General features: G+C 40.5%; 2 protein-coding genes and 2 rRNA genes (1 of these 4 running past the window's edge). All 4 read left to right on the forward strand.

All coding sequences use genetic code 11. The features are described 5' to 3' along the window. The first annotated feature begins 518 nt into the window (after window positions 1-518). Window positions 519-10,850 (forward strand): ESPR-type extended signal peptide-containing protein, encoded by a 10,332-nt coding sequence (locus tag ACGHIY_RS00200; protein WP_390525537.1) that lies wholly within the window; start codon window positions 519-521, stop codon window positions 10,848-10,850. 90 nt (window positions 10,851-10,940) lie between these two features. Next, window positions 10,941-11,690: a hypothetical protein gene (locus ACGHIY_RS00205; protein WP_004692888.1), complete on the forward strand. Its 750-nt coding sequence runs from the start codon at window positions 10,941-10,943 to the stop codon at window positions 11,688-11,690. Window positions 11,691-12,236: 546 nt separating this feature from the next. Next, a 16S ribosomal RNA gene (locus tag ACGHIY_RS00210) occupies window positions 12,237-13,799 on the forward strand. A 587-nt stretch (window positions 13,800-14,386) separates the two neighbouring features. After that, window positions 14,387-14,526: ribosomal RNA gene (locus ACGHIY_RS00215) — 23S ribosomal RNA — on the forward strand; it runs 2,795 nt beyond the window's last position. Together the 16S and 23S rRNA genes form the textbook arrangement of a ribosomal RNA operon.

The following is a 14,526-nucleotide window of genomic DNA, read 5'->3' on the forward strand; positions in this document are numbered from 1 at the left end:
CATATATGTTTCATCTTACATTCATGTGATAAAAAGCGAGTTGATGTACCAGAAAATACCCATGAAAATTAGATGATTTTAACCCTATATGGTATATAAAATGAAAGAACGAAAGTCTACTGTAAAAGGACTTTCGTTCTTTTTTTGTGTTTGACTTCACAAACTTTTCATAATAGTGTATAATACAGAACATATAATTTTAATCGAAAATTATAAATGTGATTAATTTACTATAAAATCATTAGCTTTAGATTATAAGTGTTGTTTGGCCCATTTTTGTAAGGGTTTTTATGATTGAAAATATATTTAAATGAGTAAGAAAATCAATTTTTAAAAGAAGTTTAAAGTTATAAAAATAAATGAGCGAAATATGAAAAAAATATATTTACATTCATAAACTAATCTGATATTTTATATGTATAGTAATTAAATTTTTGATGAAAATTTTATTATTTTTAGTGTTTTAGTGTTGGTTTTAGAATCCCTTATAAAACTGTGTGAAAGGTAGGTACTACTAAATGAATCGTATTTATAGGGTAATTTGGAGTCAGGTACGAGGCGCATATGTCGTTGTATCTGAAATTGCAAAAAGCCATACTCGTGGCTCCAAAAGCTTTGTTAGTAATTCCGCAAAAGCTTCGGTAAAAGTTGGCTTGGCGGCTATGGTTTTGACCTGCGGTAGTGGGTTAATTTCGGGTGTTGATGCGGCACCTAACAGAGGCCTTTCTTTGGCTCCTGGTGAAGGACATAATGATGGCGGGTTTACGTATTTATATCCTGGTCAAAATTCTCCTTATATTCAGATGTATGATTACAAAACACCAGGGAATCCAGGAGGAGGATATTTATATACCAATAATAAGGTGTTCGGTATCCAAATCGGTAACAATGCGAATGCACGTGCTAATGATGGCTCCGTATCCGGTATTTCTATCGGTGACTATTCACAATCTCGTGCGTTGGGTATCGGTTTAGGCCATTATGCTCAATCTGAACAAATCGGTGCTATTGCTGTCGGTTCGGCTTCAAAGGCAAAGGGTTTTAACTCCTTGGCTATGATGCGTCAAGCCTATGCAGGCGAACAATATGCGGCGGCTATTGGTACAGCAGCATCTGCACAAGGTAAAGCCAGCTTGGCTATGGGTCATTCCGCATTAGCAACAGGTGATCAATCTATTGCTATCGGTTCTGCAAATCCAACTCCTAAATATGATGATAAAGGCACACCGTATACAGCATATGACGGAACTACTAATACCCAAGCTAATGCAGCTCGTTCTATTGCTATCGGTCAAGGTGCTAAATCAAATACTGAAGATAGTGTTGCTATGGGTACAGGTGCTAATGTTGCTTCTGGCTCAAATTATAAAGGTGAAGCTTATGCAAGAGGCGTAGCCATCGGTAATCGTGCTACATCTCAAGGCATTCAAGGTGTAGCTATCGGTAACGGTGCAGCACATTATCGTGATAATGCGGTTGCTCTTGGTAACAATGCGCAAACTCGTGCGAAAGACGGCATTGCTATTGGTAACAATGCTGAATCTGGTATTAAAAATGACCCAAATTATAAAGTAAATAACTCCGTTGCTGTAGGTAACTCCGCACGTGCTCATGGCGGTTCCGGTGTGGCTCTTGGTAACGATACTTATGCATTGGGCGGATCTTCTGTGGCGGCAGGTAATGCAGCATGGGCATTAGGTGAACGTTCCACAGCTATCGGTAACAATGCTCATTCTGAAGGTTATGGCTCTATTGCTATGGGTCGTGAAGCCAGTGCTTTGAGCACTCAAGATGGGGATAAGAAAAATGTTGTGGCTATCGGTGATGATGCACAAGCAACTGGTTCCCGCTCCATCGCATTGGGCGTAAGCGCTCAAGCTGGTACATTAGAACGTGTACGTGATAGTAGCGTTTATAAAGATAACGATCAATTAATCACTCAACTTAAAGCGAAAAAAGAAGTAACTGATGCGGTAGCAATCGGTAGCGAAGCAAGTGTACAAGCAAACGAAGGTTTAGCTCTTGGTAGCAATGCGACAGTAAATAACGTTCGTGGCGTTGCGTTAGGTGCTAAATCTGAAACAGCGGCCCCTGTGAGCACTGCTAGTGAAACTATTAACGGCTTGAAATATAACTATGCCGGTGGTACTGCTGATTCCACAGTTAGCGTTGGTAACAATTCTACAAAACGTACAATCACTAACGTAGCTGCTGGTCGTGTGAATGCACAATCTACAGATGCTATTAATGGTAGCCAATTATATGGTGTTGCTAATGCAGTGGGCAATGTAGCTAACAGCACTACGAATATCTTAGGCGGTAATGCTCAGGTTGACCAAAACGGTACTATCACCATGACTAATATTGGTGATACAGGTAAAAACACTATTCATGAAGCAATTAAATCCGCAAACCAAGGTTGGGAACTTCAAGTTGACGGTAGAAAGGTAAAAGATGTAAAAGCGCCTAATCGTACAGTTAACTTTAAAGCTGGTAAAAATATTGCATTACAAGGCTCCGGAGATAATGTTACGGTTGCAACTGTTGATGACGCAAGATTCAACTCCGTTACAACAGGTAATGTATCCATGAGCACAAGAGGTATCAATGCTGGCGGTAATCAAATCACCAATGTACAATCCGGTGGCGATACATTAACAAATGCGGCTAATATCGGTGATATCTCTCGTATTGCGGCTAAATACGATAAATACTTACAACGTGGTGCTGCTACTTATGAAGCAAACGGTAATGGCAAGATTAACATGACCGGTACAAACGGTTTGACTGCTGAAGTAACAGGTTTGAAAAATACTTATGTTACATCCGGTACAGTATCCAATGACGGTAAGAGATTGACATTGACACGTAATGACAATCAAACATTCGATGTTGATATCTCTAAAATCTCTAACGGTCTTTCCAAAACTGACTACCGCTTGATTGCAAACCCTGCAGCAGGCAGCAACGGCGAATATAAAGTAGCTGCTGACGGTAGCATGACATTGACTGTTGCGGATGCTGACGGTTCCAACCCTAAACAAGTTAAGTTGACGAACCTTGCTTCTAAAGAGCAACAAGATATTAATACTACTAATATCACAAATAACACTAACAAAATCGCTAAAGGCTTGAGCTTCCAAGGCGATAACAATGTTAAAATCAATAAACAACTTGGCGATACTTTAGGTATTACTGGTGGCGCTACAGGTGCTTTATCTGACAACAACATCGGTGTTGTAGCTAAAGACGGCAACCTTAATGTTAATTTGGCAAAAGACCTAACAGGTTTGAACAGCGTAACTGCAGGTTCTGTTCGTGTAGGTAAACATAGCGACAATAAAAACTATGTAACTGGTTTGGACAATAAAGAATGGAATGTTCAAAACCCTACAATCACATCTGGTCGTGCAGCAACTGAAGATCAGTTGAAAAAAGTGTCTGATGAAATCAAGACTACTAATGCAGCGAAAACAGATTACCGTTTGATTAACAATACAAATTCTGTAGATGGTTCTTACTCTGTAGAAAACAACAAAGTTGATTTAAAAGTTAAAGATGAAGCTCATCCTAACAACCCTGCTAATACGGTAACAATCAACAATATCGCATCCAAAACTGAATTGGATAAATTGACAGAACGTGCTGTTAAATATGATCTTAATGGTGCAACTGTTAATAAAAACAAGGTTACTTTGGAAGGCCAAGGCGGTACTACAATTACTAACTTGAAAGCTGGCGAAGTATCCTCTACTTCTACAGATGCTGTAAATGGCAGCCAATTGCATGATGTAAAAATCGAAGCAGGCAAACATTCAAAAGTAACTGTTTCCGATGATAACCTTAAATTGACAACGACTCCTGCTACAAGCACTGAAGGTGCTAAATATGATCTTCGTTTGAACAACAAAGTGACATTGGGTAGCGGTAACAATCAAGTAGTTCTTGATGGTACTGCAGGCAGAGTGACTGCTGGCGCTGTTGTAATGGGTGCTCAAACTGTTCAAAATACGAAACATGCAAGCGAAACTGGTAATTATGTAACTAACTTGAGCAATAAAAACTGGGATTCCACATCTATCGTATCCGGTCGTGCTGCGACTGAAGATCAGTTGAAAAAAGTTAGTGAACAAATTACTCAACAAGGTAGCAGTGCAACTGACTATCGTCTTGTAAGAAACTCCAGCGCTGACGGTTCCTATAAGGTAAACGACAATGGTGAAGTATCCTTGACTGTAGAGGATAAAAACCATGCAGGCGTTAAAGAACAAGTTACAATCAATAACATTGCATCCAAGACTTCTGTAGATAAATTGACAGATCGTGCTGTTAAATATGACATCAATAACGGTGTTGTTGATAAGACCAAGGTAACATTGGAAGGTGCTGACGGCACTACAATTACAAATGTAAAAGACGGCGCTGTAACAGCTACATCTAAAGATGCTATCAACGGTAGCCAATTGTTCAAGACTAAAGAAGAATTGATCAATAAAGGCATGAAATTCGGTGCTGACTCTGGTAACGTAATCAATAAGAAACTTGGTGAACAAGTTAACGTTAAAGGTGGCATTACAGAAGCTTCTAAATTGACTGCAGAAGACAATATCGGTGTTGTATCCGATGGTTCTAACGATTTGAAAGTTCGTTTGGCAAAAGACCTTAAAGGTTTGAATAGCGTAACTGTAGGCGATACAAAAGTTACTTCTAACGGTGTAACTATCAGCAACGGTGCTACAAATAATGCATCCGTATCTCTTACTAAATCCGGTTTAGATAATGGTGGTAACAAGATTACTAACGTTGCTCGTGGTACAATCGACAGCGATGCAGTAAACTTGGCACAATTGAAAGAAGTATCCAACAGTGCATCTGCAGCTAATACGAAAGTAGCTGAAGGCAAAAACATTAAAGTTGATGAAAGCATCGATAATGTAACTAAAGCTAAAACGTATACTGTAGGCTTGAAAGATGACGTAACATTAGGCTCTGGTAATACAGCTATCAATATTAACGGTACAACAGGTATCGTTAAAGCTGGCGACGGTGCTAATGCTGTAACTATCAATGGCACAAATGGTACTATCAACTCCGGTAAAGTGACTATCAATGGTACTACAGGTACTGTTAACGAATTGACTAACAGAACTTGGAACCCTAAAGCTATTACTAATGGTCAAGCTGCGACAGAAGATCAATTGAAAGTAGTAGACAATAAAATTGATACTACAAAAACTGAAATCGTAGAAAAAGGCTTGAACTTCCAAGGCGATACAGGTACTGCAATTCATAAAGACCTTGGCCAAACATTGAAAATCTCTGGCGGTCAAGCTGACGCATCTAAACTTTCAGAAAATAACATCGGCGTAGTTAATAACAACGGCGTATTGAATGTTAAACTTGCTAAAGATTTGACAGGTTTGAACAGTGTAACAACTGGTGCTACAACTATTAACAACAATGGCTTGACAATCGGTGGTAACACATTTGTTACAAGCAACGGCTTCAATGCTAACGATACTCAAATCACAAACGTGAAAGCTGGTACAGAGGATAACCATGCAGTTAACCTTAAACAGTTGAAAGAAGTATCTAATAACGCAGCTGCAGCTAAAACTGTTGTAAAAGCAGGTAAAAACATCAATGTAACTGATTCTGAAGATCCACTTACTAAAGCTAAGACTTATACAGTTGGTTTACAAGACACAGTAACATTGGGTTCCGGCAATACTGCTGTTAATATCGACGGCACAAAAGGTATTGTGAAAGCCGGCGAAGGCAACAATGCTGTGACTATCAACGGTACAAACAGCACAATTAATGCTGGTAACGTAGCGATTGACGGTGTAACAGGCAATATCAATTCCGGTAAAGTTCTTGTTAACGGTGCTAAAGGTACTGTAAACAACTTAACAAATATCACTTGGGATGCTGACCATATCACAAGCGGTCAAGCTGCAACAGAAGATCAATTGAAAGTTGTTGATAAGAAAATTACTGACAATGGTAGTAACTTGACTAAGAAGGGCTTGAACTTCAAAGGCGATGACGCTACAAGCATTCATAAAGATCTTGGCGAAACATTAGATGTTGTAGGTGGTACTTCCGATAAAGCTAAATTGTCTGACAATAACATCGGCGTGGTATCTGAAAACGGTAAGTTGAATGTTAAACTTGCTAAAGAGTTGACTGGCTTAACAAGTGTAACAACTGGTGCTACAACAATTAATAACGAAGGTTTAACAATTGGTGGTAATAAATTCGTTACAGCTAACGGTTTTGATGCTAACAACACACAAATCAAAAACGTAAAAGCTGGTACTGATGGTAATGATGCAGTTAACTTGAATCAATTGAACGAAGTTAAAAATGCGTCTAACACTACAGTAGAAGGTAGCGAAAACATCAATGTTGATTCCACAGTAGACCCTAATACACACGCTAAAACTTATAAAGTAGCATTGAAAGACAATGTAACTTTAGGTTCCGGCGATAAAGCAATTAACATCAACGGTACTACAGGTATCGTAAAAGCTGGTGACGGTGCTAATGCTGTGACTATCAATGGTACAAATGGCACTATCAACTCTGGTAAAGTGACTGTCAACGGTGCTGCTGGTACTGTAAACAACTTGACAAACATTACTTGGGATGGCAAAAACTTCACAAGCGGTCAAGCTGCAACAGAAGACCAATTGAAAATTGTTGATAAGAAAATCACTGACAACAGCACTGACTTGACTAAGAAAGGCTTGAACTTCCAAGCTGATTCTGGCGAATTAATTCATAAAGATCTTGGTCAAACATTAGATGTTGTAGGTGGCATTACTGAAAAATCTAAATTGTCTGACAACAATATCGGTGTGGTATCCGAAAATGGTAAGTTGAATGTTAAACTTGCAAAAGACTTAACAGGCTTGAACAGCGTAACAACTGGTCAAACAACTATCAACAACGATGGTTTGGCAATTAACAACAAACAATTCGTTACAGCAAATGGCTTCAATGCTAACAATACACAAATCAAAAATGTAACTGCTGGTGTAGAAGACAACGATGCTGTAAATGTTAAACAATTGAACGATGTAAAAGCTGCATCTAATACAAAAGTAGAAGGTAGCAAAAACATCAATGTTGATGAAACTGTAGATAATGTAACAAAAGCTAAAACTTACACAGTTGCATTGAAAGACACTGTAACATTAGGTTCCGGTAATAATGCAGTCAACATCGACGGTACAAAAGGTATCGTAAAAGCTGGTGACGGCGCTAACGCAGTAACTATTAACGGCGTAAACAGCACAATCAATGCTGGTAAAGTTGCAATTGATGGTGCAATTGGTAATATCACTTCCGGTAAAGTTCTAGTTAATGGTGCAAACGGTACTGTAAACAACTTGACAAACAGAACTTGGGATCCTGCAAACATCACAAATGGTCAAGCTGCAACAGAAGACCAATTGAAATCTGTAGATCAAAAAGTTACAGACAACAGTAAGAAAGGCTTGAACTTCCAAGCTGACTCTGGTGATTTAATTCATAAAGACCTTGGTCAAACATTGGATGTTGTAGGTGGCATTACTGATAAAGCTAAATTGTCTGACGGCAACATCGGTGTTGTATCCGAAAACGGTAAGTTGAATGTTAAACTTGCAAAAGATTTAACAGGCTTGAACAGCGTAACAACTGGTCAAACAACTATCAACAACGATGGTTTGACAATCAACAACAAACAATTCGTTACAGCTAATGGCTTCAACGCTAACAATACGCAAATCAAAAACGTAACAGCTGGCGTAGAAGATAACGATGCTGTAAATGTTAAACAATTGAACGATGTAAAAGCTGCATCTAATACAAAAGTAAAAGGTAGCAAAAACATCGACGTTGATGAAGCTGTAGATCCAACTACAAAAGCTAAAACTTACACAGTTGCATTGAAAGACACTGTAACATTGGGTTCCGGTAACACAGCTGTTAACATCGACGGTACAACTGGTATCGTGAAAGCTGGTAACGGTGCGAACGCAGTAACTATCAATGGTGTAAACAGCACAATCAACGCTGGTAAAGTAGCAATCGATGGCGTAACAGGTAACATCAATGCTGGTAAAGTTCTTGTTAACGGTGCAAACGGTACTGTAAACAACTTGACTAACATTTCTTGGGATCCTGCACACATCACAAGTGGTCAAGCTGCAACAGAAGATCAATTGAAAGTTGTAGATAGCAAAATCGATAAGAACACTGAAGACTTGACTAAGAAGGGCTTGAACTTCCAAGCTGATTCTGGCGAAGTAATCCATAAAGATCTTGGTCAAACTTTAGATGTTGTAGGTGGCATTACTGATAAAGCTAAATTGTCTGACAACAATATCGGTGTTGTATCCGAAAACGGTAAGTTGAATGTTAAACTTGCAAAAGATTTAACAGGCTTGAATAGCGTAACAACTGGTCAAACAACTATCAACAACAATGGTTTGACAATTGGTGGTAATACATTTGTTACAAACAACGGCTTCAATGCAAACAATACACAAATCAAAAATGTTAAAGCTGGTACAGAAGATAGCGATGCTGTTAACCTTAAACAATTGAACGAAGTAAAAGCTGCGTCCGATACTAAAGTAAAATCTGGTAAGAATATCGATGTCAAGGAAGATGAAGATCTTATTACAAAAGCTAAAACATATACTGTAAACTTGAAAGACACAGTGACATTGGGCTCCGGTAGCACATCAGTTCATTTCGATGGTACAACAGGTATCATTAGAGCCGGCGAAGGTGCTAATGCTGTAAGTATCAATGGTACAAACGGTACAATCAACTCCGGCAAGGTAACTATCAACGGTGGTTCTGGTACTGTTAACGATTTGACTAACAGAACTTGGGATCCTAATAAGATCACTAACGGTCAAGCTGCAACAGAAGATCAATTGAAAGTTGTAGATAACAAAATTGATAAAAATACTGAAGACTTGACTAAGAAAGGCTTGAACTTCAAAGGCGACTCTGGAGATAAGATTCATAAAGATCTTGGCGATACATTGAATATTACTGGTGGCGAAACTGATGCTTCTAAACTTTCAAATGGTAATATCGGTGTAGTCAATGAAAACGGCAACTTGAACGTTAAACTCGCTAAGAACCTTAAAGGTCTTGATTCCGTAACTGTTGGTTCTGATCCAAATAAACAAGTTGTTCTTGATGATAAGGGCGTATCTGTAGGCGGTAAAACATACATTTCTAACGAAGGCTTAAACGCAAATAATCAAAAGATTACTAACGTGGCAGCTGGTGTAAATGATACAGATGCAGTTAACGTTCAACAGTTGAAGAGCAGCATGGCGGCAGCAACTACAACAGTGAAAGCTGGCGATAGCGGCAATACAACTGTAACATCTACAACAAATGCGGATAAGTCCAAAACATACACTGTAGATATCAAAAAAGACTTGAACTTACGTAGTGTAACTACAACTACAGACGATCAACAACACTCCACTTTAACAAACGGTAGAGGTGTTACAAGCACTGATACATTTGGTAATAAGACTACTCTTACTGCAGATAATGTGAAAGTATCTGATAGTCAAAATAATACAACTCAAACAACAGCTAAAGGTGTACTTGTAGATAATCCAACTAAGGCCACTGAGTTGACTGTTGACGGTGTTGTAACTACTGACAAAAAGACTAAGAGAACAAGCACAACTGCAGATGGTGTGGTTGTTACATCTGGCATGGGTAGTACTAAAGTAACTACTACTGTTAGCAGCAACGGTGTTGCAATTACTACTCCTCCAGCAGGTCAAGGATCCCCTAAAGATGGTACTGGTGCAGTAACATTAACTAAGGACGGCTTGAACAATGGTGGTAATCAAGTTGTTAATATGGCAAGCGGTTTTGCAGCAGGCGAAAATATCAACAATATCGCTGATAATAGCAGCAGCTTAACAAACGGTGCAAACATCGGCGACTTGAAGAAAGGTATCGACGGCCTTAAGAAAGCTGGCTTGGACTTTGAAGGTGACAAAGGTGCATTCCATCGTAACTTAGGTGAAAAAGTAACCGTTAAAGGTGGCATCACTGATGAAAGCAAACTTTCCACTGCAAACAATATTGGTGTTATCTCTGACAACAACGGTAGCTTGAATGTTCGTTTGGCAAAAGATATTACTGGCATCAATTCCATTACAACTATGGATAACTCCGGTCATACAACTGTGACAAACGGTAATGGTATCACAATCAAAAATAATGGTGGTGGCAGCGTATCCTTAACAAGCTCTGGTTTGAATAACGGTGGTAATAAGATTACTAACGTGGCACCAGGCGAAATTAGCTCCACTTCTACTGATGCTGTTAATGGTTCCCAACTTAATCGTGTTGCAAATAGCATGAATAATGTTGTAAATGAAGTTCGTCAAGTTGGTGCTATGTCCTCCGCGTTGTCCGCATTGAAACCTATGGCTTATGACCCTTACGAACCTACTCAAATCATGGCAGGTTACGGTAACTACCGTGGTGACTCCGCATTGGCATTAGGTGTGGCTCATTATAAGAATGAATCCATGATGTTACATGCTGGTGTTGCTTGGGCAGGCAGCAATAGCCATATGATGGCAAATGCTGGTGTAACTTGGAAAGTAGGTAACAGAGACGGCGAAGCAGAAACTGCAGATCGTTATCGTAAAGGACCTATCAGTTCTACATATGCAATGCAACGTGAACTTGCTGCAATGAAAGCTGAAAATCAAGGATTAAAAGGTGAAGTAGCTGATTTGAAAGCTGAAAATGAACAAATGAAAGCTAATATTGCTGCAATGATGGCAAGACTAGGTTTATAATACGTTCATACTGAACATTACGGGTTGAGGATTCCCTTTTGGGGGTCCTCCCACCCGATTTAATTCGTTGATAGAAAAGAGGAATATATAATGAAAAAATCCACTTTGCTTGCTTTCACAGCGGCAGTATTATTTGGCAGTGGCGTATTCCATGTTAATGCGGCATCTGCTACATATGATGATCCATTGCTTTTGCCAAATCCGGCTAAAGCGCCTACAACAGGTTCTGTTGTATTGGTTCCTGTGGCTAGCCCTCAGGCGGTGCAAAGTATCCATGAATTTGTGAAAGCATGGGAAAATGCGGAAAAACATATTGCTTTAGCTGAAAGCAAAAAGAATAATCATCAAGCGTTAACTAAAGAAGAAGCTAAATGGTTACATTCTAAAGATAAGCATAATTATGCTGATTATTTCCGTAAACATTCTTTAGGTTATGTACATGGCCAAGAAACTGCATTGAACTGGAATGGTGAAAACCGTAATAAAAACGAGTATAGCTATTACACATTCCCTAAATATGATAAGGACCAAGGTTACACAAATAGCTATGGTTACAATGTATTGCGCAGCATGGTTGATCGCATGAATGAATTGCTTCAAAAACAAAAGGCCGTTGGCGGTCCTTTGACTGATGAAGAAGCACAAGCATTGGAAGATGCTATGCTTGATATCATGGCTCAAGATCAAGAACATGTATCTAATGAAGAATTGCGTTATTACATGAACGAAGCAGTTTGGTTTGCTACAAAACAAACTGTGAAAAATATGTCTGCAGAAGAACCTTCTGTTGGCGATATGCACGAAATCAACCTTCGTGAAGCGATTCAAACAGATAACTAATTATCCAATACATATATAACTAAATCTTTATATGTATGACTTTTGTTGTATAGGGTATGCAGAAGCAATACCTTATATATAAAAGTTTTTAATATACAGTGTTGAAACGCAAATAAGGGATTCTATAAACACACTGTTATATAGGCAAGAAGCCGCAACAGAATGCAATATGTAGTCTTGTTGCGGCTTTTTTTTTGCTTTAAATTCTTCTTCTGTGATATGTGTGGAAACGTGATATAACTCAAGTTTCGAATTTGTAAAATTAGGCTGTGAAAGTGTGTAAAAATAATGGCAAAAATTTTCTGAAATTTATAGTAAAATTTGCCCAAATTTTGTTGACATCAGTATATGGAAATGTTATTATATTCAAGTACCCCATATGAAGGGGCACAGATCTTTGAAAACTGAACAATGATAGGTAATCAATCAAATGATTGAACATATGCCAGAGTGCGGGTTTTGACATAGTCAAAACCAACCATAATTCAAAGCTACTTAATAGTAGCGACAACAAAAACGAATGAGCTATTCAAATAGCTTCAAGATATCTTGGAGAGTTTGATCCTGGCTCAGGACGAACGCTGGCGGCGTGCTTAACACATGCAAGTCGAACGAAGAGCGACGGAAGCTTGCTTCTATCAATCTTAGTGGCGAACGGGTGAGTAACGCGTAATCAACCTGCCCTTCAGAGGGGGACAACAGTTGGAAACGACTGCTAATACCGCATACGATCTAATCTCGGCATCGAGGATAGATGAAAGGTGGCCTCTACATGTAAGCTATCACTGAAGGAGGGGATTGCGTCTGATTAGCTAGTTGGAGGGGTAACGGCCCACCAAGGCGATGATCAGTAGCCGGTCTGAGAGGATGAACGGCCACATTGGGACTGAGACACGGCCCAGACTCCTACGGGAGGCAGCAGTGGGGAATCTTCCGCAATGGACGAAAGTCTGACGGAGCAACGCCGCGTGAGTGATGACGGCCTTCGGGTTGTAAAGCTCTGTTAATCGGGACGAAAGGCCTTCTTGCGAATAGTGAGAAGGATTGACGGTACCGGAATAGAAAGCCACGGCTAACTACGTGCCAGCAGCCGCGGTAATACGTAGGTGGCAAGCGTTGTCCGGAATTATTGGGCGTAAAGCGCGCGCAGGCGGATAGGTCAGTCTGTCTTAAAAGTTCGGGGCTTAACCCCGTGATGGGATGGAAACTGCCAATCTAGAGTATCGGAGAGGAAAGTGGAATTCCTAGTGTAGCGGTGAAATGCGTAGATATTAGGAAGAACACCAGTGGCGAAGGCGACTTTCTGGACGAAAACTGACGCTGAGGCGCGAAAGCCAGGGGAGCGAACGGGATTAGATACCCCGGTAGTCCTGGCCGTAAACGATGGGTACTAGGTGTAGGAGGTATCGACCCCTTCTGTGCCGGAGTTAACGCAATAAGTACCCCGCCTGGGGAGTACGACCGCAAGGTTGAAACTCAAAGGAATTGACGGGGGCCCGCACAAGCGGTGGAGTATGTGGTTTAATTCGACGCAACGCGAAGAACCTTACCAGGTCTTGACATTGATGGACAGAACCAGAGATGGTTCCTCTTCTTCGGAAGCCAGAAAACAGGTGGTGCACGGTTGTCGTCAGCTCGTGTCGTGAGATGTTGGGTTAAGTCCCGCAACGAGCGCAACCCCTATCTTATGTTGCCAGCACTTTGGGTGGGGACTCATGAGAGACTGCCGCAGACAATGCGGAGGAAGGCGGGGATGACGTCAAATCATCATGCCCCTTATGACCTGGGCTACACACGTACTACAATGGGAGTTAATAGACGGAAGCGAGATCGCGAGATGGAGCAAACCCGAGAAACACTCTCTCAGTTCGGATCGTAGGCTGCAACTCGCCTACGTGAAGTCGGAATCGCTAGTAATCGCAGGTCAGCATACTGCGGTGAATACGTTCCCGGGCCTTGTACACACCGCCCGTCACACCACGAAAGTCGGAAGTGCCCAAAGCCGGTGGGGTAACCTTCGGGAGCCAGCCGTCTAAGGTAAAGTCGATGATTGGGGTGAAGTCGTAACAAGGTAGCCGTATCGGAAGGTGCGGCTGGATCACCTCCTTTCTAGGGAGACATACACCAGGCCAAGAGCTTGGATGTCACTTAGGTCGACACTTTGGCCAGTAAGTAGACGTAGCATAAGCGCTAGCTGTACTTACACACTTATCATTGTTTGGTTTTGAGAGATCTGTAAAGACTCTCAGATGGTTTAATACCATTTACAATTTAATAGATTTCGATGGCTATCTAGGCGCATGAGATGAACGACGTCGCCGCGTAATGGTAATTACGCAAGACAAGTGAAGCGAATGCAACGACGATAGACGCGAAATATATGAATTGTTTGTTCTTTGAAAACTGCATAGAAGAATTAATATATATTTGTAAGGTCATCTCTTAGAATTTCTAAGTAGGTTGACCCGAGCACATAGGAAATAATTCTCTGACTTAATGGTGACGTACATGAAAATGTACGGCTACAAAAAACGACAATGTATCTAATGCATGTCAATAAAATCTAAAAATAGATTTTCGTCAGAATTTGATGGATAACGAGGCGTGCCAGTGAGGGAATGTCGCCGCGTACTTATGTACGCAAGACAAACCGAACGCAGCACAACGAAGTTAGCCGCAAATTATGGCGTAAAATAAGTAAAGATTTTAAGGGCGTACGGTGGATGCCTTGGCGATATCAGCCGAAGAAGGACGCGGTAAGCTGCGATAAGCTACGGAGAGGTGCAAGTAACCTGTGACCCGTAGATTTCCGAATGGGGGAACCCGGCAGTGGTTA

Source organism: Veillonella parvula (genome assembly GCF_042850485.1).
In the GTDB taxonomy this organism is placed as follows: domain Bacteria; phylum Bacillota; class Negativicutes; order Veillonellales; family Veillonellaceae; genus Veillonella; species Veillonella parvula_Q.

Excerpts from the sequence above, each read along its gene's own strand:
- ACGHIY_RS00205 (WP_004692888.1), top strand. The coding sequence starts at position 10,941 with ATGAAAAAATCCACTTTGCTTGCTTTCACAGCGGCAGTATTATTTGGC.
- ACGHIY_RS00200 (WP_390525537.1), top strand. The coding sequence starts at position 519 with ATGAATCGTATTTATAGGGTAATTTGGAGTCAGGTACGAGGCGCATAT.